Annotated in this window: 21 protein-coding genes; 8 read left to right on the top strand and 13 right to left on the bottom strand. The window is 71.8% G+C overall.

Going from position 1 to position 26996, the window contains the following annotated elements:
• The first annotated feature begins 26 nt into the window (after positions 1 to 26).
• Genes ACIQMX_RS11285 through ACIQMX_RS11295 form a run of 3 tightly spaced genes read left to right on the top strand, consistent with a single transcriptional unit; the run spans position 27 to position 4554 of the window.
• Positions 27 to 3098 carry an AAA family ATPase gene (locus tag ACIQMX_RS11285; RefSeq protein WP_402476716.1) on the top strand — a complete coding sequence of 1024 codons (3072 nt, stop codon included), beginning with the start codon at positions 27 to 29 and terminating at the stop codon, positions 3096 to 3098.
• Positions 3095 to 3946, top strand: coding sequence for a S8 family serine peptidase (locus ACIQMX_RS11290; RefSeq protein ID WP_363072044.1), 852 nt, complete (start codon positions 3095 to 3097; stop codon positions 3944 to 3946). Before ACIQMX_RS11285 ends, ACIQMX_RS11290 begins: the two co-directional genes overlap by 4 nt.
• A complete protein-coding gene (locus tag ACIQMX_RS11295) occupies positions 3943 to 4554 on the top strand; it encodes a GAF domain-containing protein (RefSeq protein ID WP_363072046.1) in 612 nt (203 codons plus the stop codon). Before ACIQMX_RS11290 ends, ACIQMX_RS11295 begins: the two co-directional genes overlap by 4 nt.
• A gap of 71 nt (positions 4555 to 4625) precedes the next feature.
• On the opposite strand, the gene ACIQMX_RS11300 is transcribed toward ACIQMX_RS11295, so the two are convergent.
• From ACIQMX_RS11300 to ACIQMX_RS11320, 5 genes are all read right to left on the bottom strand, one after another.
• Positions 4626 to 5738 carry a glycosyltransferase gene (locus ACIQMX_RS11300; RefSeq protein WP_402476719.1) on the bottom strand — a complete coding sequence of 371 codons (1113 nt, stop codon included), beginning with the start codon at positions 5736 to 5738 and terminating at the stop codon, positions 4626 to 4628.
• The gene (locus ACIQMX_RS11305) at positions 5735 to 7870 is read right to left on the bottom strand and encodes a prolyl oligopeptidase family protein (RefSeq protein ID WP_402476722.1); all 2136 of its coding nucleotides are present in this window, start codon (positions 7868 to 7870) and stop codon (positions 5735 to 5737) included. Before ACIQMX_RS11305 ends, ACIQMX_RS11300 begins: the two co-directional genes overlap by 4 nt.
• A gap of 85 nt (positions 7871 to 7955) precedes the next feature.
• On the bottom strand, positions 7956 to 9326 hold the full coding sequence (locus ACIQMX_RS11310; RefSeq protein ID WP_402476724.1) for an MFS transporter: 1371 nt from the start codon (positions 9324 to 9326) through the stop codon (positions 7956 to 7958).
• Positions 9323 to 10519, bottom strand: a complete 1197-nt coding sequence (locus ACIQMX_RS11315) for a radical SAM protein (protein WP_363072054.1) — start codon at positions 10517 to 10519, stop codon at positions 9323 to 9325. The genes ACIQMX_RS11310 and ACIQMX_RS11315 overlap by 4 nt, the downstream gene beginning before the upstream one ends.
• 109 nt (positions 10520 to 10628) lie before the next feature.
• Entirely contained in the window at positions 10629 to 10892 is a 264-nt protein-coding gene (locus tag ACIQMX_RS11320) for a hypothetical protein (RefSeq protein ID WP_363072056.1), read from the bottom strand.
• Between the two features lie 306 nt (positions 10893 to 11198).
• Here ACIQMX_RS11320 and ACIQMX_RS11325 point away from each other — a divergent pair, with 306 nt between their 5' ends.
• Positions 11199 to 12482: a cytochrome P450 gene (locus ACIQMX_RS11325; RefSeq protein ID WP_402476728.1), complete on the top strand. Its 1284-nt coding sequence runs from the start codon at positions 11199 to 11201 to the stop codon at positions 12480 to 12482.
• A gap of 178 nt (positions 12483 to 12660) precedes the next feature.
• On the opposite strand, the gene ACIQMX_RS11330 is transcribed toward ACIQMX_RS11325, so the two are convergent.
• From ACIQMX_RS11330 to ACIQMX_RS11340, 3 genes are all read right to left on the bottom strand, one after another.
• Entirely contained in the window at positions 12661 to 13431 is a 771-nt protein-coding gene (locus ACIQMX_RS11330) for a uracil-DNA glycosylase (protein ID WP_402476731.1), read from the bottom strand.
• A gap of 80 nt (positions 13432 to 13511) precedes the next feature.
• Positions 13512 to 14468, bottom strand: a complete 957-nt coding sequence (locus tag ACIQMX_RS11335) for an aldo/keto reductase (protein WP_402476734.1) — start codon at positions 14466 to 14468, stop codon at positions 13512 to 13514.
• Positions 14465 to 16411, bottom strand: coding sequence for a hypothetical protein (locus ACIQMX_RS11340; RefSeq protein ID WP_402476737.1), 1947 nt, complete (start codon positions 16409 to 16411; stop codon positions 14465 to 14467). Before ACIQMX_RS11340 ends, ACIQMX_RS11335 begins: the two co-directional genes overlap by 4 nt.
• Before the next feature lie 110 nt (positions 16412 to 16521).
• On the opposite strand from ACIQMX_RS11340, the gene ACIQMX_RS11345 reads away from it, so the two are divergent.
• The 3 genes from ACIQMX_RS11345 (at position 16522) to ACIQMX_RS11355 (ending at position 19291) form a co-directional block, all read left to right on the top strand.
• Positions 16522 to 17346 (top strand): amidohydrolase family protein, encoded by an 825-nt coding sequence (locus ACIQMX_RS11345; protein WP_402476739.1) that lies wholly within the window; start codon positions 16522 to 16524, stop codon positions 17344 to 17346.
• A 122-nt stretch (positions 17347 to 17468) separates the two neighbouring features.
• Positions 17469 to 18455, top strand: coding sequence for an acetylxylan esterase (locus ACIQMX_RS11350; RefSeq protein WP_363072066.1), 987 nt, complete (start codon positions 17469 to 17471; stop codon positions 18453 to 18455).
• A gap of 68 nt (positions 18456 to 18523) precedes the next feature.
• Positions 18524 to 19291 carry a GntR family transcriptional regulator gene (locus ACIQMX_RS11355; protein WP_363072068.1) on the top strand — a complete coding sequence of 256 codons (768 nt, stop codon included), beginning with the start codon at positions 18524 to 18526 and terminating at the stop codon, positions 19289 to 19291.
• A 63-nt stretch (positions 19292 to 19354) separates the two neighbouring features.
• On the opposite strand, the gene ACIQMX_RS11360 is transcribed toward ACIQMX_RS11355, so the two are convergent.
• The 5 genes from ACIQMX_RS11360 to ACIQMX_RS11380 form a co-directional block, all read right to left on the bottom strand.
• Positions 19355 to 21346, bottom strand: coding sequence for a right-handed parallel beta-helix repeat-containing protein (locus ACIQMX_RS11360; RefSeq protein ID WP_402476743.1), 1992 nt, complete (start codon positions 21344 to 21346; stop codon positions 19355 to 19357).
• Between the two features lie 51 nt (positions 21347 to 21397).
• Positions 21398 to 22309, bottom strand: coding sequence for a carbohydrate ABC transporter permease (locus ACIQMX_RS11365; protein ID WP_363072072.1), 912 nt, complete (start codon positions 22307 to 22309; stop codon positions 21398 to 21400).
• Between the two features lie 9 nt (positions 22310 to 22318).
• Entirely contained in the window at positions 22319 to 23248 is a 930-nt protein-coding gene (locus tag ACIQMX_RS11370) for a sugar ABC transporter permease (protein ID WP_363072074.1), read from the bottom strand.
• Complete coding sequence (locus tag ACIQMX_RS11375; RefSeq protein WP_402476746.1) at positions 23227 to 24420, bottom strand: ABC transporter substrate-binding protein; 1194 nt, start codon at positions 24418 to 24420, stop codon at positions 23227 to 23229. The genes ACIQMX_RS11370 and ACIQMX_RS11375 overlap by 22 nt, the downstream gene beginning before the upstream one ends.
• A 240-nt stretch (positions 24421 to 24660) precedes the next feature.
• Positions 24661 to 25986, bottom strand: coding sequence for an alpha-L-fucosidase (locus ACIQMX_RS11380; protein ID WP_402476749.1), 1326 nt, complete (start codon positions 25984 to 25986; stop codon positions 24661 to 24663).
• A 109-nt stretch (positions 25987 to 26095) separates the two neighbouring features.
• Between ACIQMX_RS11380 and ACIQMX_RS11385 the strand changes: the two genes are divergently transcribed.
• Positions 26096 to 26929, top strand: a complete 834-nt coding sequence (locus ACIQMX_RS11385; protein ID WP_363072080.1) for a ribonuclease activity regulator RraA — start codon at positions 26096 to 26098, stop codon at positions 26927 to 26929.
• The last annotated feature ends 67 nt before the right edge of the window (positions 26930 to 26996 follow it).

The following is a 26996-nucleotide window of genomic DNA, read 5'->3' on the forward strand; positions in this document are numbered from 1 at the left end:
TCTGCCCAGGCTGCGGAACCGCCTGCGTGGCCGTGGCGGAGGCCGCGACGGCCGAGGAACGCCGGGTGGTGACCGTGCTCTTCTGCGACCTCGTCGGATCCACGGCCCTGTCGGGGAGGCTCGACCCGGAGACGCTGCGCACGCTCACCCTGCGCTACTTCGCGCTGATGCGGGCCCGGATCGAGGAACACGGCGGAACGGTGGAGAAGTTCATCGGCGACGCCGTGATGGCCGTCTTCGGGGTCCCCGTGCGCCACGAGGACGACGCCCACCGGGCCCTGGCCGCCGCCCGCGGGATGATCACCGGCCTCGACGGACTCAACGCGGAACTGGAGCAGGAGCACGGCGTGCGGCTCGCCGTCCGCATCGGCGTGAACACGGGCGAGGTCGTGGTGAGCGTCGATCCCGCCGCCCGGCAGGCCCTGGTCTCCGGAGAGGTCGTCAACATAGGCGCCCGGCTGGAGCAGCACGCCGGCCCGGGCGAGATCCTGATCGGACCCGCCACCCTGCGCGCCGCCGGGCCCACGGCGGTCACCGAGCCCGCCGGTGCGCTGTCCCTCAAAGGCGTCGACGACCCGGTCCCGGCCCGCCGCCTGACCGGTCTGCACGAGGACGACCCCGAGCGGGTCCGCCGCTTCGACACCCCGTTCATCGGCCGCGAGCAGGAACTGGCCGAACTGCGCCTGCTGCTGCGCAAACTGACGGCGGACCCCCGCTCACATCTGGTGACCGTCTACGGCGAGGCGGGCCTCGGCAAGACGCGCCTGCTGCGCGAGTGGCTGCGGGACTGCCCGGCGTACGGCGAGGGCCGATGCCGTCCGTACGGCGAGAGCGGCACCCTCTCACCGCTCGCCGAAGCGGTACGCCAGGTACTCGCGGCCGTCGGGGAGGACGCCGGGCTCGCGGCACTGCCGGTGCACGAGCGGATCGAGGCGGAGCATGCCCTGCGCCTGCTGCGGAGCGGTCTGCTCGCGGACGGCACACCCAGCCCGTCGGCCGACGACACCCTCATGGCGCTCGCCTGCCTGCTGGACGGGCTGTCCCGTGAGCGGCCCGTGGTACTCGTACTGGACGACTGCCACTGGGCGTCCGCACCGCTGCTCGACATGGCGGAGCGGCTGCTGGACGAACTCGACCGCTCGGCCGTCGCCGTGGTGTGCGCCGCGCGTCCCGAACTGCTGGAGACACACCCCGGGTGGGGCAGCGGCCGGATGCGCTCCGCCTCGCTCATGCTCACGCCCCTCACCCGCCAGGAGGCCGCCCTCCTCGCCGGTGAACTGGTCGAGGTGGCGGCCCACCGGCAGGGAGTGCTGGAGGGCGCCCTCGACCGCGCGGAGGGCAATCCGCTGTACCTGGAACACCTGACAGCCGTGGCGGCCCAGTGCGACGACCTGCCGCTCACCGTGCACGCCCTGCTCGGCGCCCGGATCGACGCGCTGCCGCCCGAGGAACGGACCCTGCTCCAGCTCGCCGCGGTCCTGGGGCGCGAGTTCCGCCCCGCCGACCTCACGGAACTCGCCGACGCCGAGCACTCCTGCCCCGCCGGGTCCGCCGCGGGGCCGCTGCGAGGCCTCGTACGACGGCGCCTGGTCGAGGCCGGCGGCCGGACCCTGGCCATGAGCTCCGTGCTCCGGTTCGGCAGCGCCCTCGTCCAGGAGACCGCCTACCGGGGAATGGCCAAGAAGGTACGCGCCCGGCGCCACGAGCACGCCGCCCGCGTCCTCGTCCGGCACGAGGCGGGTGACGCCGCCGTCGGCACCCACCTGGCCCGGGCCCACCGCCTGCTCACCGAACTGGGGATGCGCGACGAGGACACCGACGTGCTGCGCACGCGCGCCGCCGGCCTGCTCATCCGGGCCGGCGCGGCCGCGCTGGCCCGCTCCGACCTGCCGTGGGCCGACGATCTCCTGACCCAGGGTCTGGAGCTGGCCGCGCCCGGCGAACCGGCGGCCGCCGAGGCCGCCCGCCGCCTCGGCGAGACGAAGGTCGCCCGCGGTGAGCCGGTGCGCGGCCGAGAACTGCTGGCGGGTGCGCTCGACACGGCGGACCGGTCCGGCGACCTGCTGGGCGCCGCCCACGCCCGGCTCGCCCTGACGGCTCTCGACCCCCGGCACGGGGCCGCGACCGAGGTGGCCGAGGCGGCCCTCGCGCTCTTCACGGTGGCGGGCGACGACCAGGGCATCGCACGTGCCTGCGTCCGCATCGCGCAGGACCGGCAGGGGCGTGGACGCCACGCCGAAGCCGAGGCACTGCTGGGTCAGGCCCTGGACCACGCCGACCGCGCCGACGCGGAACCCGAACGGGCCCTGGCGCTCGGCGCGGTCGGCATCTCCCTGTGGCGGGGCCCGACGCCCGTCGGCCGCGCCGTCGCGCGCTGCGAGGAACTGCTGACCACCCATGGCGCCGGCCGGCCGACCGTCCACGCCACTCTGGCCTGCCCGCTGGCCGTACTCCTGGCGCTGCAGGGCCGTCACGACGAGGCACGCGAGAGGCTGGCCGAGGCGGCGCGGCTCGCCGGCGGCCTCGGCTACGCCGAGAGCGCGCTGTTCGTCCCGCTGTTCGCCGCAGAGGTCGAGGCGCTGACGGGGACGCCGGAGCGCAGGATCGCCCTCCTGGACGAGGCCGCCCGCGCAGGCCGTGAACTCGGTGCCACGGGCGCGCTGCCCGGCATCGCCCGCGAGCGGGCCCGGATCCTGCTGGAGCTCGGGGATCCGGGCCCGGCCCTGGCCCTGCCGGACCCCCGGGAGGCCGGACTGCCTCCGGCGGAGTCCGCCGACGCGCAGGGGCTGCGGGCCCGTGCCCTCGCTCTCACCGGGCAGGCGGCCGCCGCACGGGCCGGCGCGGTCGGGGCGACCGCCGCGGCAGCGGACACGGACTCCCCGGTCGTCCGCGGCACCGCGGCCCTCGATCTCGCCCACACGCTGCGCACGCTGGCCCTGCACGGCGACGCGGCGCGGGCGGCCCGCACGGCGCAGCGGCACTTCGCCGCCAAGGGACACCGGATCGGCGCGGACCGCGCGGCCGCGTTCGCCGACGACAGCGCGGCCGCGGCCGGGAGCACCGGCCGCCGGGCCGGGCCGGAAGGAAGGACTCCATGACCACCGGGACGGCAGGACGGCTCACCTGGAGCCTGCGCGACCGTACTCCCGAGGACCTCGCCCTGCTCGCGGACACCCCGCCCGCCGATCCCTCGGCGTGGTCGGACGGCACGGGCGTACGCGTGTGCGTGGTCGACACCGGAGTGGAGTGCGGTCACCCCTCGGTCGGACCGGTGCAGGGCTCCTACGAGGTGGCACCCGCGGCCGACGGGAGCCTGCGGGTCGTCGACAGCGGTCCGCTGCCGGACGGCACCGGCGACGGATGCGGGCACGGAACCGCGTGCGCCGGAATCGTCCGCCGGGTGGCGCCCGGCTGCGATCTGTACAGCGTGCGGGTGCTGGGGGAGGGTTTCACCGGAAGCGGCGACGCCCTGCTCACCGGACTGCGCTGGGCCGTCGACCAAGGCTTCGACGTGGTCAACCTCAGCCTGTCCACGACCCGCCCGAAGTTCCTCGAAACCCTGCGGTCCCTGGCCGACCAGGCGTTCTTCACCGGAACGACGCTGGTGGCATCGGCCCACAACACACCCGTGGAGAGCTTCCCCTGGCGGTTCTCGTCGGTGATCTCCGTCGGCACCCACCGTGAGGACGACTCAGGGCTCTTCCTGTACAACCCCGCACCACCCGTGGAGTTCTTCGCACCCGGCCAGAACGTGCAGGTGGCCTGGACGGGCGGCAGGACCATCCGCACCACGGGGAACAGTTTCGCCACCCCGTTCATCAGCGGGATGTGCGCACGACTGCTGGGCAGCCGCCCGAAATTGACGCCCTTTCAGATCAAGCACGCGCTCTACCTCTCCGCCGCGAACGTGCGGATCGGCGCACCAGGAACCCGAGGTGAATCATGAGCCAGTCCCACGGCCTCGTCCCCGCCACCGGCGTGGGCCCCGCGACACGGGCCGGCAGCGCCGAGCACGATCTGCTGCAGTCCGTCGTCGAGACCGCACGGGCCATCTTCGGAGCCGCGGCCAGCTCCGTCCTCCTGCACGACGAGGACGCCGACGAGCTGGTCTTCCAGGCAGTGGCCGGGGAGGGCGAGGAGTCCCTCGTGGGTTCCCGGTTCCCCGCCGGCCGCGGGCTGGCGGGCTGGGTGCTCGTCTCGGGCGAGCCGATGGTCGCGGACGACCTGCGCGACCAGGGCATGTTCGCCCGGGACGTCGCGCAGTCGACCGGGTACGTCCCGGACGCGCTGATGGCGGCGCCCCTCGCCCACCGGGACCGGGTGCTCGGCGTGCTCGAAGTGCTCGACCCCGTCGCGCAGTCCCGCTCCAGCCTCTCCGAACTCGACCTGCTCGCCCTCTTCGCACGCCAGGCCGCGGCGGCTCTCGCCGTCGTCGCCGAGCGGCGCGGTGACCCGGCACCGTCGGCGGTCCGGGAGCGGAGCCTGGAGCTCGTGACCGCGCTGCGGGACGTGCTCCTGGACGGGATGCCACCGCAGGCACCGCACGGGAGCTGAGGGGCCGCGGTGGGGCCGTCGCCGGGAACCGCCGCGTCGACCCGACGCCGGGCCGGGCGGTCCGCCGGGGGTCAGCGTGCCGCCGCTTCCACGGCGTCGGCGGCGCGCGCCTCGCTCTTGCCGTCGGCGAGCAGACCGCCCAGCTCCCGTGTGCGCGCACGTACACCGTGATCGCGGGCGGTGTCGCGGACCGCGGCACGCAGGGCCTCGGCGCGGGCGCCGGGCTCCGGGAGCCTGCGGGCGACGCCCGCGCGCAGGCAGCCGGCGGCGAGGACCTGCTGCTCCGAGCCGTTGGGGGCGACGAGCAGCGGCTTGCCGTGCAGGAGCGCGGCGAGGACGGGGGCCGACGTCGCATTGGTCAGGACGAGGTCGCTCCGCTCCACGAGCGGTCCCATCCAGTGCCGGCGCCCCACGATCAGGTCGGCGTCCGGTGCGGCCTCGGGGCCGCCCGACCGCCCCAGTTCCACCACGGCCCGGTGCGTGCCCGAGGCGAAGGCCGCGTTGAGGCGGGGCCAGAGGCTGGTGCCGCCGAAGGTACGGCCGAGATGGACGTACGCCAAGGGCTTGGAGTCCGGCAGCGCTTCCTCCGCCAGGGGTTCCGGCTCCCACCAGCAGGGGCCGACATGCCGTACGGAGCCCGGCAGTTCGGCGTCGGCCACCTCCAGGGCGGGGTGTCCGCGCAGCAGGAAGGCGGTGCCGAGCAGCGGCGTGTCCGGGAACCGGTCGTGCCGCGGGGCGAGACCGGCCGTCTCCCGGACCGACGCGTAGTGCTTCAGGGTCTCCGCCAGCCGCCACGCGCGGCCGCAGTCGTCCGCCGGCCCCGTGCGGTAGGGCCACAGGTACGCCGCCAGCCCGAGGACCACCACCGGCAGTCCGGCGCTCTCGGCGGCCACCAGCGCGCCGTGGCAGAGCACGGAGGTGACCAGGACGTCGGGCCGCAGCCGCCGGACCGCCCGCGCCACGACGTCGTGCTGTTCGGGACCGCGGATGGTCCAGTGGGTCACCGACAGGGCGGTGGGGTCCGCGACGGCCGACATCGCCAGGCCCGCCGCGGTGACGGCCGACCCGGCCCGCTGCCCGGCGAGCACGTGGACGGTGTGACCGCGCCTGCGCAGTTCCCGGCCGGCCGCGAGGGCCGGGTACAGGTAGCCGGGGTCGCTCAGCGGGCACAGAAGTACGTTCATGCCGGGACGTCCCCCGTCAGGTCGAGGTCCAGGTAGCGGGAGAAGAAGGCCATCACGTCCGCGTACAGTCCGGCACTGCGCGAGGCGCCGCGTGTGCCGTGACCGACGCCGCGTTCGGTACGCAGCACCACCGGCCCCTCACCCGTGCCGGCCCACTGCAGGGCGGCACACATCTTCCGGGCGTGCGCGGGATCGACGCGGGTGTCGCCGTCGAACACGGCCAGCAGCACGGCCGGGTAGCGGGCACCCTCGCGAACCCGGTGGTACGGGGAGTACGCGAGCAGCCGCGCGAACGCGTCGGGGTCCTCGGCGCTCCCGTACTCGTCGCGCCAGCTCGCCCCCATCCCCGACCGCTCGTAGCGCACCATGTCGAGCAGCGGAGCCGCGCACACCACCGCCGCGTACGCCTCCGGACGGCGGGTCAGCGCGGTCGCCGCCAGCAGGCCGCCGTTGGAACTGCCGAGGACGCCGAGCCGGCCGGGCGCGGCCCATCCGGCATGGAGCAGATGGTCGGCCGCGGCGTCGAAGTCGTCGAAGGTGTTGTGCTTGTGCTCGCGGCGCCCGGCCCGGTGCCACGCATCGCCCTCCTCGCCGCCACCGCGCACGCAGGCCACCGCGTACACGCCGCCGGCGCGCACCCACGGCAGGGCCTGCGGGGTGAAGCCGGGGGTCATCGAGGCGCCGAAGCCGCCGTAGCCGGTGAGGACGGTGGGACGTGGCAGGTCGGGGCGGCCGGTGGGAGACATCACGAACATGCGCACCTCGGTGCCGTCACCGGAACGCACGACCTCCTGGGTGACTCTCACGCCGCCCGCCGGCGGTCGGGCCGGCCCGTCACCCGGCCACGGGCGCAGCTGCCCGGTGACCGCGTCGTAGTGCAGGACGACGGCGGGGGCGAGGTGGTCGGCGTAGGTGAACCACGCCTCGTGCCCCGGGTCATGACGTGTGGTCAGACGGGTCACCGTCCCGTGTCCGGGCAGGGTCACGGCCCCGGCGGGGGCCCCGGTCCGGGCGTCGTGCAGGGTTACCTCGCCGACCGCGTGCCGGGTCCGGACGACCATCAGCAGGGGCCGGTCCAGCGCCGGTCCGTCCAGGACCGCGAAGTCCTGGAGCACCGTGCCGGGCTGCTCGTCGACCAGGGTGCGCCACCGGCCGGGGTCCGTCGCGTCGCGAGGAGCCGCGGCGATCCGGCCGCGCGGCGCGCCGGCGGTGGTCCGGAGCAGCAGGGGTCCGCCGCCCGGCCGGAGGCGGAGGGCGGTGTGCGCGTCGGTGCCGTGCTGGAAGCGGCGCAGCGCGGGCCGGTCCGCGCCGGTCACGGTGAGGTCGGCGGTCCACAGGTCGGTACGCGGCGCGGTGCCCTCACTGGCGCCGATGACCAGGAGCCGGCCGTCGGGGGAGGTGGCCACGGTGTAGTACTGGGTCTCCGGCCGCCCGGCGCCGAAGATCTCCGTGTCGAGGTTGGTCGGGGTGCCGACCTCGTGCAGATACACGCGTCGGTGGCGGCCCGCACCGCCCGGCGCCCGCTCCGGCGGCAGCCGGCGTACGTAGTAGAAGGCCCGGCCGCCCGGCAGCCAGGCCACGGGGGACCGGCGGACCCGGTCGACGGGTCCGTCCACCACTTCGCCGGTCGCCGCGTCGAGCACCCGCAGCACCGAGTTCTCCGTACCGCCGCAGGACAGCTGTACGGCCACCAGGCCGCCCTCCCACGAGGGTTCCCAGGCGTCGAGCACCGTGGTGCCCGACGGGTCGGCCTCCAGCGGGTCGAGCAGCACCCGGGTCCGTCCGTGCTCCCGCACGGCGAGCACGGCCAGGTCATGGCCCGGTTCTCTGCGCAGGTGGAACGCGCGCCCGCCGCGTACCGCCGGCGGGCCGCTGCCGCCGCCGGCGAGCAGCGCCGTCATCTGGGCGCGGAGCGCCTCCCGGCCCGGCCAGCGGGCCGACTCCTGTGCGTGGAGCAGGTCCTGGGCCGCGCACCACGCCGCGGTGGCGGGGTCGTCGGGATCCTCCAGCCAGCGGTAGGGGTCCGCCACGGGCTGTCCGTGCACGATCTCCACCGGTCCGCTGCGGGGAGCGGCCGGGTAGGAGGGCCGGGCCGGCGTCGGCCCGGCGTCACGGGGCGGGGACACGGTCATCGCGGCACTCCTGGGAGGACGGTCACGGCGGACCGGGGCGGATCACGGCACGGGCGGATCACGGCGACCCGGGTGGAGGGCGGGGTCAGCCGACGTCGGTGCCCCGGCGCGGTGCGGGAGGGGCCGTGACCGGCCCCGCGGGCCCGGCGTCCTCCGGGACGGTCCGCTCGGGAAGCGGCTCCTCCGTCGGCCGGTCCGCGGACGGAGGAACGGCGGCTTCGGGCCCGGGACTCCCCGGGCCGTCGCCGTCGCCGGTGGCGTCCAGGCTGGTCTCGCGCAGCAGCGGCACCGACGAGATCACGGTGACCACCGCCGCGGCGCCGGCCAGGACCAGCCAGGTGCGGCTGCCTCCCATGGAGTCCACGAACGAGCCCGCGATCACGGGTCCGGCGGAGGCGAGACCGGCCATCAGCAGCCCGGTCGCCGTGCTGACCCTGCCCAGCAGATCGCGGGGCGCGAGCACGAGGATCGCGCGGCCGACCACGATGCCGGCCGGCGGGCTGAAGAAGACGACCACGACCAGGACCGGGCCGATCGCCCAGGGCTGCGTGGTCGCGGAGAAGACGGCGAGGCCCAGGGCCCAGACCGTGCCGATGAGCAGGAACATCCGGCCCGCCGGGTTCCGCTTGATCAGCCACGGCGCCGCGGCCGCGCCCAGCAGTCCCCCGACGCCGGCGCAGGCCATCACCGCTCCGATCGCCGCCCCGCCGGCGCCGCTCTGCCGCAGGGTGACGACCATGGTCGTCTGGGCCGCCGCCGAGACGATGTTGATGCCCGCGGCGAACAGCAGGGCGGCCAGCAGCGCCCGCTGGTGCGTGAGCCACCGCAGCCCCGCCGTGAGCCGGTTGTCGCGCTCGGAGTCCGCGAGCTTCCGGGAGGGCAGCGTGCCCATCCGGAGCAGCAGCACTGCGGACACCCCGTACGAGGCGGCGTCGACCGCGAACGGGAGGATCGGGTCCAGGGTGAAGAGCCAGCCGCCGAGGAACGGCCCGATCAGCGAACTCGACGCCATGGCGGTCTGGCTGCGGCTCAGCGCGTCGGTGAGATCCTTCTCCGGCACCACGTCACGCACGGCGATCGTGGCCGCGGGGGAGAAGAGCGCGGTGGCCGCGCCCTCCACTATCGCCACGCAGAGCAGATGCGTCTGGCCGAGCTCTCCCATCCCCGAAGCCAGCGGAATGCTGGCCAGCGCCACGAGCCGCACCAGATCGGTCCCGACCATGATCATGCGCCGGTCGAGCCGGTCGGCGAGCTGGCCCGCGGGCAGACGCAACAGGGTCCGGGTCACCATCGAGCAGGTCGCCACCGTGCCGGCCTGCGCGGCGCTCCCGCCGATGGACAGGACGAGCAGGGGAAAGGCCAGCAGCGACAGCTGGGACCCGAGAGTGGACAGGGTCGAACTGAGCCAGTACCGGCGGAAGTCGGGGTTGGTGCGCAGGATGCCGGCGCTCTTCATCCCAGCCGTCCGACGGCCTTGAGGCAGTCCAGGACGCCGGCGTCCACCCGGTCCTGGAAGGTGGCGCGGACGGCCGCCTCCTCGTCGTACTGGTAGTGGTCGTGGCAGCTGACCCAGCGGCCCTCCGTCTGCTCGGCGGACATGTAGCCGTCGGTGAGGTTCCCGACCTCCATGCCGGGCTTGCCGGCGGTCTCCCAGCAACTGGCGAGAACACCGTCGGCGTTGATGACCGCGCCGTAGCGGCCGTCGCTGAAGGAGCAGGCCTGGCAGGGGACATGGGCGCGCGGGCGGGCCACCGTGAATCCGAGTTCCAGGGCGCGGGCGTGCCAGCGGACGAAGTCCGAGACGAGGCCGTCCTCGTGCAGCAGGTTGTTCGCGTAACCGACACCGACGTCACCGACCCGGGCGAAGTGGATGCCGCAGCGCGCCGGATCGAGGCGGCTGCCGAGGCGTTCGACCAGCTCGTCCACGCCGTTCCGGTTCAGATGGGAGACGTTGACCCGCAGCATCCAGCGCAGCGACGTCTTCTCGATGGCACGCGCGATGTTGGAGACGATGACGTCGAAGGTGCCGCCTCCCGAACGCTTGACCCGGATGGAGTCGTGGTCGGCCCGGTCGCCGTCGAAGGTCACCTGGACGGAGCCGAGCCCCGCCGCGTTGAGCTCCTTGGCGATCAGCGGAGTCAGCAGGGTGCCGTTGGACGTCATCGATGCCGTGAGGGGGCCCAGTTCGGCTGCCCGGGTGAGCAGGTCGCGGCAGCCCCGAGGGTTCAGCAGCGGCTCACCGCCGAACAACAGGAGCGCCAGCCGGTCCATGCCCGCAGCGTCCATGCGTTCGCGGGTGAAGTCCAGGACCTGTCCGATGGCTTCGGGGGTCAGGCGGGCGTGCTGGATCCGCGGCGGCCGGCTGCCGCCCTTGGGGTCCTGCGCGGTGTTCTGGAAGCAGTAACCGCAACCGAGGTTGCAGTCCGTGCTCGTCAGCACGGTGAGCGAGTACGAGGTGTACGGCCGTACGTCGTACAGACCCGCCTCGCGCAGATAGCGTTCGGCCGAGGGCCGCAGGGTGCCGTCCGGCCCCACCTGACCGGGCCGCATCAGCGCGTATCCGCCGGCTCCGAGGAACCACCACCCCCTGTCGGCGTGGATCAGACGGGCCCCGGCGGCGGGGACGGCGACAGACTGCGTACCGGGCACGGCAACCTCCGGGTCGGGACGAGGGCAGGAGCGGGTCGGCCGGAGTGGACCCCGGCCGCGGCGGCGTCAAGCGCCACCGCGGCCGGGGAGAACGGCCGGGTTGACCGGATCAGGCGTTCTGCTCCTGGTGGACGCCGCACCACGGGGTGTCCTCGCCCTCCTCGGAGTGCGCGATCACCTCGGGCTCCTCGGTCTCGGCCGCCTCCTGGTGCACACCGCACCAGCCGACAGGCGCCTCGGAGTGCGCGATGACCTCGGGCTCCTCGGCCACCTCCTGGTGGATGCCGCACCAGCCGACAGGCGCCTCGACGTGTGCGACGACCTCGGGGGCGTCCTCGGCGGGGGTCTCGTTGGGCTCGACGTTCTCGGCCATGTTGCTCCTCCATACGACGGGCGATCGGGACGACGGACGGCGGCGCTGCGCCGACCGCCAGGAAGCTAGGAGCATGAGGTTCGGGACCGGTTCGCGGCCGGTTGTCGCGCGGTGAATCGTCCTGGCCGGCGTGTGGGCCGATCCGGTGCGGCGGGTGCGCGGGCATACCGCGATCGCACCGGGTTCGAACCGGCGGGCAACCGGCCGTTCCTAGCGTGGCCCAGGGCGTGTTCGAAGGTCCCGCCTGCCTGGCGGCGTCCGGCACGCACGCCCGCACACTCCGCGACCGCGAGAGGACGCCTTCGGATGGACACCGAACCCGCCGTCACGGCCGGCGCGCCCGCGCCGGCCGGGCAGCAGCCGTTGCCGCAGCCGCTCGGGGCCGAGTTCATGAAGCGGCCGGCCGAGGCGCTGGCAGAGATCCGGGAGTCCTGCCCGGTGGCCCGGGTCAGGACGCCGGCGGGAAGAGCGGCGTGGCTCGTGACCCGGGCCGAGGACGTGCGTGCGGGCTTTCGGGACCCTCGGCTCTCCCTGAGCGGCGGACGCGTCCCCGACCCGGGTGTGCGGCGTCGCGCTCTCGACCTGACGCTGGTCAACTACGACCCGCCCGACCACACGCGGATCCGTCGCCTGGCCACACCGGCTCTGACTCCGGCCCGTATGTCGGCCCACCGCGATCGGATCGAGCGAGCCGCCGTTGAACTTCTGGACGCGGCCGACGCGGCTCGCGGTGAGGGCCCGTTCGAGCTGATGGACGCCTTCGCCCGGCCTCTTGCCTTCCGGTCGCTGTGCGAGGTCTTCGACGTGCCGGAGGAGGAGCGGGCCGCCCTGTACGAGCCGGTGGCGTGCCTCGCGGACAAGACGGGCCGCACCGCCGCCATGATCGAGGCGAGCGTCGCCCGTATCGACTCCTTCGTACGCTCCACGATGGCCTTCCGCTCCACCGAGCCGGGTGACGACGTCGTCTCCCGCGTACTTGCCGCATGGCGTGAGCAGGGCGGTGCGACCGAGGACGAGGTGGCCTCCCTGCTGGCGATGCTGCTGCTGGCCGGCTTCGACAGCACGGTGCAGGCCATCGGCATGAGCGTGGTGGCCCTCCTGGGCCACGAGGACGTCCAGCGCTCGCTGCGGGACGACCCCGCGCGTATTCCCCGTGCGGTGGACGAGCTGTTGCGCTGGGACACTCCGGGCCCCTTCAGCACCAAGCGGGTGGCCCTGACGGACATCCGGTACGGGGACACGGTCATTCCGGCGGGCAGCGGTGTCCTGCTGTCCGTGGCGGCGGCCAACCACGACCCCCGCTGCCACGCCGATCCCGGGACGCTGGATCCGGACCGGAGTACCGCCGGCCGCCATCTGACCTTCGGCCTGGGCCCGCACTTCTGCCCGGGATCGGCGCTGGCCCGGCTGGAGCTCACCGTGGCCCTGACCAGCCTCCTCGGACGCTGGCGCCGGCTGACTCCGGCGGTGCCGCTGAACGAACTGACCTGGGGCGGCGGCTACCTGCACCGCCGCCTGGCCGCACTGCCCGTGCTGCCTCTGGGGCCCCGGGCCGCCACGCCGGGCGGCTCGCTCTGTCCCCACGCGTGACCGCCGCCGTGGACCGCGATGTCCCGGCCTCGGACACGCGAGCCTCATCACCGCGGAGATCACGAAACGCCACCGGAGGCACGCCCCTGCCGAGATCCGCTCCTGCCGCGGTGCCGCAGGCCCGGGACGAACCGAACGCCCCGGACCGGCAGCGCGCCGGGAGGACGGGGGGTGCCGGTCAGCCCGAACCCGGCCGGACGACGGGAAGCCCGGCCGCGTGCGCGGCCTCGGTGAGCACTTCACGCAGCATGGCCGGGGTGAGGCGACCGGTGGAGACGTTGCGCCGGCTCACGTGGTAGCAGCCGAAAACGGTCAGCGCGCCGCCGGCCCCGTCCGCCGGCTCCAGCGTCGCCCGGGCGCCGTGGCCGAAGGGCGGGCGGGGGCGCGGCACGCTCCAGCCCGCCCGGCGCAGGGCCGGCAGCGTGGCCTGCCAGCCGAAGCCGCCCAGCACGACGAGGGAACGCGCCGTCGGCCGCAGAAGCTCCCACTCCCGGACCGACCAGGGGCGGCAGGTATCGCGCTCACCGGTCGTCGGGAGATTGCCGGGTGGCGCGCAGCGGACGGGGGCGGTGACCCTGACCCCGTACAGCTCCAGTCCGTCATCTCGATGCGTCGCCGTGGCCCGGGAGGTCAGACCGAGTTCGTGAAGTGTCGCGAACAGCAGGTCACCGGCCGGATCACCGGTGAACATCCGGCCGGTCCGGTTGGCCCCGTGCGCCGCGGGCGCCAGCCCCGTGATCACCAGGGAGGCGTCCGACGGCCCGAATCCGGGCACCGGACGCCCCCAGTACTCCCAGTCGCGGAACGCGGCACGCTTGACGGCGGCGGTCTCCTCGCGCCAGGCGACGAGGCGCGGGCAGGCACGGCAGGACACCAGCCGCGCGTCCAGTTCGGTCAACGTACGGGATGCGGAGGCGGCCGATACCGGGTAGTCGCCGGCACTGAACATGATCAACCCCGTTTCGCGAAGAGTGGGCGGCCCGCGTGGGACCCTGCGCCCGGGGCGACGCAGGGAGCCACCACCCCTTGTTACCCGACGCGCTCCTCCAGCAGCCGCTCCGGGACGAATCCCGCCCGCGCGAGCCGCTGCCAGAGCTCGTCCGGGACCGGGAAGCGGGCAGCCGCCACGTTCGCCGTCACCTCCGCCGCGGAACGGCAGCCGAGGACGACCGAGTCCACGGCACTGTGCAGCAGCGGGAACTGGATCGCCGCCGCGGGGAGCGGAACCTCGTACGCCTCGCACAGGTCCCGGCACTGCCGTGCCCGCTCCAGTGAGGCAGCGGGGGCCGGCTGGTAGTTGAACATGGCGCCTGGCGTCGGGTCGGCCAGCAGACCCGTGTTGAAGACACCGCCGACGACCACCGCCGTACCCGTCCTGGCGCACATCGGCAGTACCTCGGTGAGCGCGTCGTGGTCGAGAAGCGACAGACGGCCCGCGACGAGTACGACGTCGACCTCGAACTCCGCCACGTACGAGGCAAGCGGGGCGCAGTGGTTCATGCCGAACCCGATGGCCTTGACCAGGCCTTCCTCGCGCAGTCGGCGCACGGCCGGATAGGCGGTGCGGCGGATCTCGTCCGGGAAGCGTTCGGGGTCGTGCAGATACAGGATGTCGACGCTGGAGCGGCCGAGGCGGGCCAGGCTCGACTCCAGGGACTCCCGGATGCCACGCTCGGTCCAGTCGGTGATCACCTCACCCGGCGAGCCGTCCGGCCGGGGACGCAGCAGCCAGCCCGCCTTGGTGGAGATCACCGGAGCGGCGCCCGCGGAGGCGGGGAGCAGCCCGCCGAGGCGCCGCTCGGCGAGGCCGTGTCCGTAGCGGGGGGCGGTGTCGATGTACGACATTCCTCCCTCGGCCGCCGCCTCGAGGGTCGCGGCGGCTTCCTCGTCGCTGACCTCCTCGAACAGACCGCCCAGGGGAGCGGTGCCCAGGCCGAGGCGGGGCAGGGTGAAGGGCAGCCGGTTCGCTGCCGGTCCGTCGGTCATGCCGTCTCCCACGGTGAGGCGCAGACCGCGCGGCCCGCGCGCAGGGCCATGGTCAGGGTCAGCCGGATCCGCGCGTTCCCCGGGAGGCCGACGCGGAAGTACGGTCCGCCGACCGGCTGCACGCCGCCGTCGTCCGCCTGGACGGTCGCGACATGGTGCTCGGCGAACGACCCCGCCTGCACCAGCAGGGAACGCGCCGCACCGCCGAGGTTCACCAGTTCGATCACCGTGTGATCCGGGCGGATGTCGGAGACGAGTGCGGCGACGTCCGGCGGAAGGCCGGGGCGGCGGGCGTCCGCGTCGTGGTAGCGCACGTGCAGATGGGCCATTCCACCGTTGTAGAGCACCTGCGGTGAGCCTGTGGTCAGCTGCAACAGGGCTTCGGTCACGACGGGGTTGAGGTGTTGCCAGTGGTGGATGTCCAGCGCGTCCGGGCCGATCTCCGGGTCGACGGTGTCGTTCTCGATGGCCTCCACGCGCTCGGCGCAGCTCGCCAGGGCGCTGCTCAGCATCCGCTCGGGGTACTGCGGGTTCCGCCCGTGCAGGTACTCGTACCAGGGCTCCTCGTGGCCCGCCTCGTCCTTGATGCGCTGGGTGTGCACGGCCGTCCAGTCCCAGCTCGATGCCGACCGCAGCCGCTCGATCCGCTCCCGGTCGGCCTCCTCGCGGCTGAAGTGCCACAGGGCCAGCGGAAGCTGCCCCGGCATGACCGTGTAGTCGAACCAGCCGGAGTCGTTGTGCCGCTGGGGCACCATGAGCGTGCGCTCGGCCGGCATGGCCCGCAGGTGCGGATCCCAGCGCTCGCCCAGCGTGCCCCGCTCGCCCGCGCCGCGCTGCTCGGCGTGGGACATCACGACGTCGAGGGGGTTGCGGGCGAGATCCAGGAAACCCCGGTCCCCGGTGAGGAGGGTCGCGTTGGCCGCGCCGATGACGGTGGCGCTGCCGACGGGGGAGAGGCCGTGCGGCCATGACCATCCGTAGTGGCCGCCGTACCAGCGGCCGTCCAGGTACTCGCCCACCACACCGTTCAGACCAGCGTTGTCGGGCACGACGGGACGGCCCTCCAGCCGCTCCCGCCACACGCCGACGTACTCGGCCACCCAGTCCGCGTAGCGCTGTTCGCCGCTGAGCAGGAACGCCTGGGTCGCGAGGCCCGTGGCCGCGAGGTTCACGATCGTGTCACCGCGGCCCATCCGCTCCCACATCGCCCGGCCGTACACCCGGGCACGCTCGGCAGACGCCTCCAGATCGTCGAAGGAGGCGAGGTCGTCGACCCCGTCCAGCGGCATGCCGTACGGGCGCAGGGCCGGGCTCCACGGGAAGTACGGCTCCTCGTCGCTGAAGCCGAACCGTGGGCCTGCCGAGCCGTTGTGCGGGGCGCGCACCACACGGTGTTCCGGGTCGTAGTTGGGTCCGCCCGGAAGGTAGAAGTCAGCGAAGAGCAGGGCGAGTTCCCGTAGCTCCTGATCGTCCGGATCCGCGAGGCACAGACCGTAGAAGAGGAGCAGCCCCTCGCCCTGGTGGAACCAGTCGTAGCCCCGCTCCAGACCGTCGACGAGCATGCCCATCTCGGTGAGCTGCGCGGTCACACCGCTCCAGTGCCGCCGTGCGGCCGGCAGCAGATCCGTACTGCCGCCGAGCAGGTACAGCATCGGCCAGTTGAAGAACGGCTCGTAGAAGTCGTCCACGCCGTCCCGGCCGTCCAGCCCCCGGCCGAGCGTGTCACGGAAGACCAGGCGGCCGTCCCCCTCGGTGTAGCGGTCGGCGAAGAGCCGCCAGGCCTTGTTCTGGAAGGCGAACAACTGCCTTTCCAGCTCCGCCCATCGGGGGATCCCGGTCATGGTCCGGGTCGCGTGCAGCAGTGGCCCGTGTACCTCGTCCCCTGTATGTGTGCCGCCGGTCCGCTCAGGCCTGAGCATCGAGAACACCTGCTCCCTCGTCACGTAAGCATTGAATAATCGCCCATCGATAGCCGATGGTTAGACTCACCGGCGGGGAGCCGACGTGTCAATACTCAGGAGCTGCCCCGCGAAGCCCGAGGAGGGGGCGAACCGTGATCGACTGTCACGTCCACCTGTGGGATCCGGCCCGGGGATTCCCGTGGATCAAGCCCGGCACCGAGCACCATCACACCTTCGGCGAGGGCGACTTGGAACGGTCGGGCGCCGGGATCGGCCTGGCCGGTGCGATCCTCGTCGAGGCATCGCGCGGAGACGCGGGAGAGACGCACACGCTGCGCGAACTGCGCCTGCGCCGCCCGGACCTGGTCGCCGGCTACGTGGCCAATCTGCACGTCCACGGGGCCGACGGGCCCGGCCCGTTCCGTGCCCTGCTGCGCGAGTGGGGTACCTCGCGTCCGAACGGGATGCGGCTCGGCGGAACGTCCTGGCAGGACACTCCCGAGGCGGCCCGCGCGCTCGTCCCCGTACTGGCCGAGGAAGGCGCGGTACTCCAGCTCAACCTGCATCAGGGGGCGTTGGGGGCGGCAGCCGACGTCACCGCCCGGCATCCGGAGCTGAAGGTCGTCGTCGACCACCTGGGCAACCCCCCGCACCTGCGCACGCCCGAGGCGGCGCAGTGGTACCGCGACATCGAGCGCGCAGCCGAGGCGACCGGTGTGGTGGTGAAGATCTCCGGACTGCTCACCCAGCAGCACGGCGCACCGCCGCAGCGCATCGCGCACATGGTGCGGCACGCCGTCGACACCCTCGGCCCGGACCGCTGCCTCGTCGGCTCGGACTGGCCGATCTGCCTGCCCCGGGGCTCCCGCGCCGAATCGCTCACGACGTCCCGGCTCGGCCTGGCGCACCTGACGGGCGACCAGCGCACTCGCATCCTGCACACGACCCCGGTCCGCGTGTACGGACTCGACGGCTGACCGTCCCCCTGGTTGACAGTGCTCGAACGCCCCTGATTCGATTCCCTCGATGATCGATAGGCGATGATCAGCGGCCGGCTCGGCATCGCCGAGAGCAGGCCCCGACCTCTGCGGAGATGCTCATGGCACAATTCGACCTTCCCCTGAACGAGCTGGAGAGTTACCGTCCGGCTCTCGCCGAGCCGGACGACTTCGATGCCTTCTGGCGGGAGACCCTCGACCGGCACGAAGACATCGGCCTCGCGGTCTCGTTCGAGCCGGTGGCCAACGGGCTCGTCACGATCGACACCTTCGACGTGACCTTCGCCGGCTACGGCGGCCACCCCGTACGCGGCTGGCTCCACCTGCCCGTGACCCGCACCGGCCCGCTGCCGGTCGTCGTGGAGTACCTGGGCTACGGCACCGGGCGTGGAGCGCCCCACGAGACGCGTCTGTGGGCGGACGCGGGCTACGCGCACTTCGTCATGGACACCCGCGGCCAGGGCGCCGAGACCCCCGACGCCGACCCGGCCACCGGCGACATCGCGGCGCCGGGCTTCCTCACCCGCGGCGTCCTCGACCCGCGCCGCTACTTCTACCGGCGCCTCTACACCGACGCGGTGCGGGCCGTGGCCGCGGCGCGCACGCACCCGGACGTCGACCCGGCCCGCGTCGTGGTCACCGGAACCAGCCAGGGCGGCGGCATCACGCTCGCCGCCGCGGGTCTGGTCCCCGACCTCGTGGCCGTCATGCCGGACGTGCCGTTCCTCTGCCACTTCGCGCGCGCCACGACGATCACCGACATGCCTCCGTACGACGAGGTCACCCGGTTCGTGAAGCGGCACCGGGAGCACGCGGCCACGGTGACCCGTACCCTGTCCTACTTCGACGGGGCCGCCCTGGCCCGGAGGGCGAACGCGCCGACCCTGTTCTCGGTCGGGCTGATGGACCGCATCTGCCCGCCCTCCACGGTGTACGCGGCGTTCAACCACTACGGCACCCACGGCAGTGTGGATCAGTCCGACAAGCAGATACGGGCCTATCCGTTCAACGACCACGAAGGCGGCGGGGCCGTCCATGAGGTAGTCAAACTGGAGTGGCTGGCCGATCAGCTGGAAACCTCGGTGTGACTCCACCGAGAGAGGACGGGCGCGTATTATGTCGCAACTGACGTGCCCCAATGCAGGATTGGGAATTCATGGCATCACATGCGTCCGGTGGGTTCGTCTCCACGCTGGCCACCAACAAGGACCGGTTCCGCAAGACCCTGATCTCGGACCAGGTGTACGACCTGCTGCGCCAGGCCGTCGTCGAGGGTGATCTCGCGCCGAACGACCGCGTGGTCGAATCCGAGATCGCCCGGCGGCTCGGCGTGAGCCAGGCCCCGGTGCGCGAGGCGGTCAAGAGGCTCGCCCGTGAGGGCCTGTTCACGCACGTTCCGCGCCGCGGTCACTTCGTCGTCGAGATCTCCTCGCGGGACGCGGAGTACGCACGTCAGGTACGCGAGCCACTGGAGGGACTGGCCGCACAACTGGCCGCCGAGCGCATCACCGAGGACCAGCTGGCCGAGCTCGACGCGCAGGTCGAAAGGATGCACGCGGCGGTCGCCACGAACGACGTCAGCAGCTTCCGCGACGCCGACATCGAGTTCCACACGCTGGTCAGCCGGTTCGCGGGCAATCCGTTCCTGGCCCGCATGTGGGAGGTCATCGAGCCGAGTCTGCGCACCCTGCGGGCCATCTCCGACCCGCTGTTCGACGGTGACCGCTGCGCCATGGCCGATGAACACGGGCGCCTCGTAGGACTGTTGAGGTCCCGGGAGCCCGCCAAGGCGGCCCAGGCGTTCGCCGACCACGCGGCCGGCCGGGGGCCCGTTCCCGACACACGGGAGACCAGGCCGCCACGCAAGAAGGCTGCCGCGACGAAGCGCACGACGCCGCGGAAGAGCGTGCCGAAGCCGAGCTGAGCGCACGGCTCAGGGGCCCGGTCCGGAACATCCGGACCGGGCCCCTGCACATGCCGGACGAGGCTACCGGCGGGCACCCGCCGTCCACTTCGGCGCACCGTACTGGTAGGCGCCCAGGCTCGGCACCGCATCCGTGGAGCCGTCATTGATTCCGGGCAGCGCGAGTGCCTGACCGCGCGCCGGTGAGCCGGCGGTGAGCCGGTAGTCGTGGCCGGCCGCGTCGACGTACAGCGGGTCGGTCTCCGCGGGGAGGTTGTGGGAGAGGACGAGTCCGCCGTCGGTGGCGCCGGTCAGGCCCCGGATCGTCCCGAGGTTGTTGTAGATCTTCGTGCCGGTCGACTGCCCCGGCTCCTTCACGTAGAACAGCGTCATGCCACCGGTGTTGTTGTAGACGCCGTTGTCGTGCGATCCGGTACCCAGACCATTGAGCATCACCGTGCCCTCCCGGTTGCCCCAGCCCACGTTGTTCGCGATCACGAGGTCGCTCTGGCCGTTGTCCGCGTAGACCCCCGAGATCCCGAAGGTGGTGGAGGTCGTGGCCGGAGCCGGGTCGTGGAGCACGTTGTGATCGATGGAGGTGCCCATCATCCAGGCGCTGCAGCAGGTGTAGATCGCGGCCACGTCCAGGCTCATGCGGGCGTACCCGGAGATGTCGTTGTACGCGATCAGGTCCTTGCCCGGAGTGAGCCCGGGGACCTCGTTCCACTGGAGGTTGATGCCGCTGCGGCCGACCCGGGAGATCGTGTTGTGCGTGACCGTCTGGCTGTTGCCCTGCACCGCGATGCCCGCCGCGTAGGTGCCCATGTAGTCGACGTCGTGGATCACGTTGTCGGTGGCGGTGTTGTTCTGCCCGCGGAGTGCGATGCCGTTTCCGGCGCTCAGCGACAGATCACTGTTCACGATCCTGTTCCCGGTGCCGTCGAGGACGATGCCGGTGTCGCCGACGCCCCGCGTCACCGTACTGCCGCAGTCCGTCGCGCCCCGGGTGATGTCCGTGTAGTGCGAGAGGTACCGGCCGTCGATGCCGTCCAGAGTGACGCCCGTACTGGAGGGCCCCGTGGTGATGGTGGTGGCGAACAGGCCGATGCCGTCGATCGTCGTGTGAGAGGCGTTCGTCAGGTCGAAGCCGAGCGTGCGCCGCTTGACCTCGACGCTGTGGGTGTCCGGATCGTCGGTGCTGTAGACATACAGGCGCTTCGCCCCCGGATCGTAGAACCACTCGCCCGGATGCGCGAGTTCACCGATCTTCCCGGAGAGTGCGTACCGGGTCTCCTCGGGTACGACCTTGTGGACGCAGGGCGGCGCCGCGTCCAGCGTCACGGAGCCGACGGCGGAGCTCTTGACCGTGGTCGTGGCCGATACGTACCAGTAGCCGGTGAGCGCACGCGCGCCGTCCCAGTACCCCGCCGGACGGGTCAGATCCGCGTCGGCGACGGTGGCGTCGGCGCTGCCCGCACCGGCGTACTGGAGCGAGGGACCGAGCAGGTCGAGGCCGGGGTAGGGCCACTGGGCCTCGACGCCCATCGCCTTGTCGGTGAAGACCTGCACCGTGGTCACGTCCGGCCCGAGGTCGGCGCTCGTGCTGTACACGTGCCCGTCCGCCACGGCGTCGCTGAACTGCGAGCCCGCGGCGAACGGGTCCTTCGTGGCGATCTCGCTGACATCGGCGGCGGTGACCGGCTCGAAGCCGCCGATCCTGGAGGCGCCGCTGACCGTCACCTTTGCACCCGGGGCCGCGCGATAGGTGAGGGGCAGCTCGGCGGTGCCGGAACGAGCCGGTACGACCGTCTCCTCGTACGTACCGGACAGGACCAGGCACGTGTCGCCCGGCACCATCACGTCGGCGCACTTCTGGATGTGCCGGAACGGGGACCTGTCGCTCCTTCCGTTCGCCGTGTCCCGGCCGGACGGTGCTACGTAATACGTCGTTCCTGCCTTGGACTTGACCGGATGGGCGGCGGCGGGATGCCCCACCGCGACCATGGCCAGCGACGCGAACAGGACGGCCGCGGTCCACGGTCCTCCACGGGACCGTCGTTTCGGGTTCCTCAGCACGCGTGGTCCTTTCTCGGCTCTTTCTCGGACGGGACGGGGAAGCGGGCCCGGTCAGCCCTTCACGGCGCCGACGGTGAGACCGCTGATGATGTGGCGCTGCATATAGATGAAGAAGATGACGACGGGGGCGATGGCGAGCAGCAGGTTGGGGAACACCTTCGTCAGATCGGTCGAGTACTGACTGATGCCGGCGTAGACCGCCGTCGTCACCGTGTAGTGCCCGGAGGACGGACTGAGCAGGATCTGCGGAGAGACGAAGTCGTTCCAGATCCCTATCGAGTTGAGGATGAGCACCGTGACCACCGCCGGGCGCATCAGCGGGAAGATGATGGCCCAGAACGTCCGGAAGCGGCCCGCGCCGTCGATCGTCGCCGCATGGTCGATGTCCACCGGAATGGTGCGGATGAAGCCGACGAACAGGAAGATGCTCACCGGCAGCGTGGACGCCACGTCATGCGCGACCAGGCCGGTCACGGTGTTCGCCAGCCCGATCTCACGCAGTACGTAGATCACCGGGATGATCACGGCGGCGCCCGGAATGAACGTGCCGGCCAGGAAGTACAGCAGCACCAGCTGCGTCCGCCGCTTGAGGCTGCGCGCGATCGCGTACGCGGCGGGGCCGGCGAGCAGGATGCACAGCACGTCGACGAGCACGACGAGGAACAGCGTGAAGCCGTAGCCGTCGATGACGTTGAACTGCGGGCTGCTGATCGCGGCCGACATGTGCTCGAAGGTCAGCCCGCTCAGCGGGATGGAGAAGGGGTTGTCGAGGATGTCCTGCTGAGATTTGAAGGCGTTCACGACCAGCAGGTACACCGGCACGATCATGACGACGAACAGCACTCCGAGCAGCACCCACCGGCCGGGCGAGCGAGGCTCCCCGCGCTCCGTTCCCGGTGCCTCCCCGCCCTTGGCAGGCGAGGCCTGCGGCCTTTCGCGGACCTTTGCTTCCAGTACGACCACCAACGGCTCCTAACTTCCTGTCGCGGCCTGGTCCTGGCGGTTGCGCAGCGCCGTCACGACGAGGGCGAGCACCGCCGAGACCACCATCAGGAACACCGCCTGCGCGGTCGCGTATCCGACTTTGGTGCCCTCGAAGGACCGGGCGAGAATGAGATAGGTGAAGGTCTGCGTCGACCCGGCCGGACCCCCGCCGGTGAGGCTGACCACGATGTCGTAGGCCCTGATGAGACCCACCAGGTTCAGTACCGTCGCCACGGTCACCACCGGCGCGATCATCGGGATCACGATGCGCAGATTGATCTGCCGCTTGGACGCGCCGTCGATCGCCGCCGCCTCCAGCAGCTCGGCCGGCACCGTCTGCAGCGCGGCCACGAACAGGACGACGTTGAAACCGAACCCCGCCCACACGATCACGCCGATCAGTGAGATCAGCGCGAACTGCTCGTCGAAGAGGAACCCGAGCGGCTCGATGCCGAACTTGGCCAGCGTGTTGTTGATGGCGCCGTTGGTTCCGAGGATCGCCGCCCACAGATAGCCGAGGATCAGCGCGCTGATGACGTGCGGGAAGTAGGCGACGGCCCGGAAGAAGGAGTTGGCGCGCGAACGGCCCTTGAGCGCCAGCGCGTACACGAGGCCGAGACCCACCATGAGGACGGTGCCGGCCGTGGCGATCAGCGCTGTCACATACCAGGCGTCCGACGAACTCGGGTCGTCGAACAGGTGCTTGTAGTTGTCCAGGCCGATGAACGCGGCCGTGGAGAATCCGTCCCAGTCGGTCAGGCTGAGATAGACGGCGACGCCCACGGGAACGACGGTCATCACCGTGTACAGGAGGACGGCCGGACCCATCATCGCGAAGGACACGGCCGACTCACGCAGTCTCGCCCGACGACGTGCCTGCCGGTCGAGCCCCGCGGTCAGTTCTGCGAGTTCCACCACTTGTCCAATCCGCCGGCCGCGTCCTCGGGGGAGGCGCCTGTGTACAGGGACTGGATCTGCTTGTTGAGCTCGTCGCTGAAGCCTGTGATCGGCTCGCTCTCCCCGGACTTCACGAGCACCGACGGTGCCTTGTCGAGGATCTGCTGCACGGAGGTGCCGAGGCTGGACATCGGGTACGTGAAGCCCTCGCGCAGGTTGCCGTCCGAGGCGAGCTGGCTCTTGATGGCCGCCGCGTCAGTGGTCGCCCACTTCACGAACTCGATCGCCTCGGCCTTGTGGCGCGACTTGTTCACGACGACGTACGGGTTCGAGATGTTGCCGAACTGACCCGACGGATACGCCCCGTCGGTCGGCATGGTGAACACCCCGATGTCGTCGCTCTTCTTCGCGGCGTCCGCGGCGGGCACGAAGAACGAGCCCATGATGTACATCGCGGACTTGCCGTTCAGGAACGCGGTCTGGCCGTCCGCGTAGGTGAGACCGAGTGCGCTCTTCTCCAGGTACCCGTCGTCGATCCAGCTCTTGTAGTGGTCGAAGTAGGGCAGGTAGCCGCTCTCGGCGAAGGAGGCCTTGCCCTGGTTGCGCTTGGCCGACCACTCGGGATCGGCGGTGAGTACGCCCGCGTCGGCGATCATCGAGAACTGGGCCCCGGTGACCCACTGCCCGGCAGTCTGCAGGGGCTTGTAACCGGCGTCCTTCAACTCACCCATGGCTGAGGTGAACTGCGCCATCGTCCTGATCCGTGCCGCGTCGACCCCCGCCTTCGCGAAGGCGGCCTTGTTGTAGAAGACGAGCGACTGTATCTGCTCACCCACACCTGCCACGTAGTTCTTGCCGCCGACGGCGTACTGGTCGGTCAGCGGAGTCTTCTTGATCCAGGGCTGGTCGGACAGGTCCGCGAAGAGCGCTACGTTGTCGGCCTTCGGCGTGATCTGCTGTGCGACGTCAGGCGGATCGCCGGCGGCCAGGTCCTGCCTGAGCTTCGCGTCCGGTGAGATCGTGCCGGTCAGTTCGAGCTTGATGGTCACACCGGGGTGGGCCTTCTCGTACCCGTCGAAGAGGTCGTTCCAGTACTTCTCCGTCAGGTTCGGGGTGATGTTCACGATGACGCGGAGGGTCGTGCCCTCCGACGCCTGGTCGGACCCGCCCCCGCAGGCGACGGCCGATGCCATCACCAGGGGAGCCACCGTGAGCCCGCAAGCGCGACGCCACATTGTTTTCATCGGGACACGCTCCGTTGCGTAGTCGTGAATAATCGATAGTTGGCATCCGGCCGCGGATTCCTGAGGGGAAGGCGGCGGGAGGGTGCGGGCGCCCGAGGGTTCGGTTCGCCCGGCGGGATGGTGCGGTGTCGTGGAGGCGGGGCCGGGCCCACGCCTCCCAACAGGCCTATCGTCTATCGATTGTTGATGCTAGAGCGGGCTCGTTGCTTCTTCAAGGGTGCTGCCGCAACTCTGGTTTCCGGCGCTCATGTCCAGCTCCAGCTCGATCACCGGAAGCAGCACATCGGGCCGGGCGATGGGCAGGGTCAGGGTCAGGGTCCCCGGCGGCTGACTCGGGGGCGCGAGGTTGTTGTGCTCGTGCCGTGCGCCGTCCGTCTCATGGAAGCGGATCTCCGAACCATCGTGCAGGAGTTGGGCGTAGCGCACGTGCCCGGCCAGCCCCGGCAGGTGAAGGTGCTTGAGCGGCCAGGCCGGCAGATGCAGATACAGCCGGTTGCCGGACTGGGTGTACAGGCCGTGCGCGGGCGGCGCGAAGGAGCTCGGCCCCGCGCCGTACAAGGACCGTGCGTGGAGCTTCGTCCATCCGCCGATGGCCCGGAGCGTGGCGGCGGCCTGCGGATCCAGGGCGCCCCGCCCGTTGGGCCCGACGTTCAGGATGAGGTTGCCGCCGCAGGCGACGGACTGCACCAGCATGCGGACCAGCAGCTCCGGATCCTTGTAGTCATGGTTGTCGCGGTCATAGCCCCATGAGCCGTTGAGCGTGTGGCAGGCCTCCCACGTCACTCGCTCGCCCTCACGCTCCAGCGGCCGGTCGGGCTGGTACTGCTCGGGCGTGACGTAGTCGCCCGGAATGCCGAGCCTGTCGTTGACCAGGATGCCCGGCTGCAGCGTCCGTACGGTGTCCAGGAGATGCTCCGCCCCCCACTCCAGCGGCCCCTTCTCCGGGTACGTGAAGTCGAAGAACAAGGTGTCGACCGGTCCGTATCGGGTGAGGAGTTCACGTACCTGGCCCTCCATGTAGGCGCGGTAGCGCTCCATGTCGCGCGGCTCCTGCCGGGCCGGGGTGTCCCGGAGCGGGTGGTGCTCGTCGACCGGGAAGTCGGGGTGATGCCAGTCGAGCAGTGAGTAGTACAGGCCGACACGCAGCCCTTCGGCGCGCATCGCGTCCACGAACTCGCGGACCAGGTCGCGGCCGACCGCGCGCACCGACGTGTAGTCGGTCAGCGCCGAATCGAAGAGGCAGAACCCGTCATGGTGCTTGGCGGTCAGTACCGCATAGCGCATCCCGGACTCCCGTGCGGTACGCGCCAGTTCCCGGGCGTCGAACAGGTCCGGATCGAACCGGTGCAGATAACGGTCGTACTCCTGCTGCGACATGGACTCGCGGCTGCGCACCCATTCGTGCCGTGCCGCCAGGCTGTACAGGCCGAAGTGGACGAAGAGGCCGAAGCGTGCCGCCTCGAACCACCCGGTGGCGTCGGGTGAGTCGGCGGATTCCGTGGACGCACTGTTCATGGAGGGCTCCTGACACATTGACAGCACTAATCGATTGGCTGTTATCTACCATCGATAGGCGATGATGTCACTGGCGTTGCGTGCGGTGAGCGCGCGGAGAGGCACGTGCATGCACTCGATCGGCAATCAGGATTCGGCGTCTGCGGGGGAGGCCCGCATCAGCGGGACGGAGGGGGCCGGGCTCTACGAGTCGATGCGCGCACCGGTCCACACCTCCGCCTATGTGCGGCCCACCCCGCAGATGGTGGACGCACTCAAGGACGTGAGCGCGGCGACGGCCTGTGCCAAGCTGCACCAGATGGGCATCACCCGGACGTTCATCGACGGCCCCGTGCCGTTGCACCGGGAACCGGACGTCAAGGTCACCGGCGGTGCCGTGACGCTGCAGTTCCTCCCGCAGCGGGAGGACGTCTTCAACGGCGCGGAGCAGGAGGACATCGAGCGCAAGACCCCGCTGTGGGGCGTACTGGAATCCATCCGGCCGGGCGACGTCCTGGTCATCTCGGCCCAGGGCAGCCACTTCACGGGCTGCCTGGGCGACATGCTCGTACGCTACTTCAAGCTGCGCGGCGGCGCCGGGATCGTGGTCGACGGACGGGTGCGGGACGCGGCCCGGGTGCGCGCGCTCGGCGTGCCCATCTGGTGCACCGGTGTCACTCCCCACTACGCCTCGCAGACCGAGCTGTTCCCGTCCGCGTTCAACGTGCCCGTCGGGGTCGGCGGCTCACTGGTGACCCCCGGAGACCTGATCGTCGCCGACGAGGACGGGGCCGTCGTCGTGCCGCAGCGGAACGCGATCCCGCTCGCCGAGGACTCGCTGCTCCACCAGGACCGGGAGGCGTTCGCCCGTCGTCGCCTCGACGAGGGCGCCAGGCTCTCCGACTACTACCCGCTCACCGGCGACAGCATGAGCGAGTACCTGGCGAGCCGGTCCGCCACCTGACCGGGCCCTTCGAGGCGGTCGGCATCGCGGTCCGGGACGGGTTGTCCGGCGCGTAGTCACCGGGCAC

This window comes from Streptomyces sp. NPDC091416, assembly GCF_044756845.1.
Lineage (GTDB): Bacteria > Actinomycetota > Actinomycetes > Streptomycetales > Streptomycetaceae > Streptomyces.

What these genes read in the sequence shown, in the direction of transcription:
- ACIQMX_RS11290 (WP_363072044.1), top strand. Translation starts at nt 3,095, where the DNA reads ATGACCACCGGGACGGCAGGACGGCTCACCTGGAGCCTGCGCGACCGT.
- ACIQMX_RS11295 (WP_363072046.1), top strand. Translation starts at nt 3,943, where the DNA reads ATGAGCCAGTCCCACGGCCTCGTCCCCGCCACCGGCGTGGGCCCCGCG.
- ACIQMX_RS11300 (WP_402476719.1), bottom strand. Translation starts at nt 5,738, where the DNA reads ATGAACGTACTTCTGTGCCCGCTGAGCGACCCCGGCTACCTGTACCCG.
- ACIQMX_RS11305 (WP_402476722.1), bottom strand. Translation starts at nt 7,870, where the DNA reads ATGACCGTGTCCCCGCCCCGTGACGCCGGGCCGACGCCGGCCCGGCCC.
- ACIQMX_RS11310 (WP_402476724.1), bottom strand. Translation starts at nt 9,326, where the DNA reads ATGAAGAGCGCCGGCATCCTGCGCACCAACCCCGACTTCCGCCGGTAC.
- ACIQMX_RS11320 (WP_363072056.1), bottom strand. Translation starts at nt 10,892, where the DNA reads ATGGCCGAGAACGTCGAGCCCAACGAGACCCCCGCCGAGGACGCCCCC.
- ACIQMX_RS11325 (WP_402476728.1), top strand. Translation starts at nt 11,199, where the DNA reads ATGGACACCGAACCCGCCGTCACGGCCGGCGCGCCCGCGCCGGCCGGG.
- ACIQMX_RS11330 (WP_402476731.1), bottom strand. Translation starts at nt 13,431, where the DNA reads ATGTTCAGTGCCGGCGACTACCCGGTATCGGCCGCCTCCGCATCCCGT.
- ACIQMX_RS11335 (WP_402476734.1), bottom strand. Translation starts at nt 14,468, where the DNA reads ATGACCGACGGACCGGCAGCGAACCGGCTGCCCTTCACCCTGCCCCGC.
- ACIQMX_RS11350 (WP_363072066.1), top strand. Translation starts at nt 17,469, where the DNA reads ATGGCACAATTCGACCTTCCCCTGAACGAGCTGGAGAGTTACCGTCCG.
- ACIQMX_RS11355 (WP_363072068.1), top strand. Translation starts at nt 18,524, where the DNA reads ATGGCATCACATGCGTCCGGTGGGTTCGTCTCCACGCTGGCCACCAAC.
- ACIQMX_RS11375 (WP_402476746.1), bottom strand. Translation starts at nt 24,420, where the DNA reads ATGGCATCGGCCGTCGCCTGCGGGGGCGGGTCCGACCAGGCGTCGGAG.
- ACIQMX_RS11380 (WP_402476749.1), bottom strand. Translation starts at nt 25,986, where the DNA reads ATGAACAGTGCGTCCACGGAATCCGCCGACTCACCCGACGCCACCGGG.
- ACIQMX_RS11385 (WP_363072080.1), top strand. Translation starts at nt 26,096, where the DNA reads ATGCACTCGATCGGCAATCAGGATTCGGCGTCTGCGGGGGAGGCCCGC.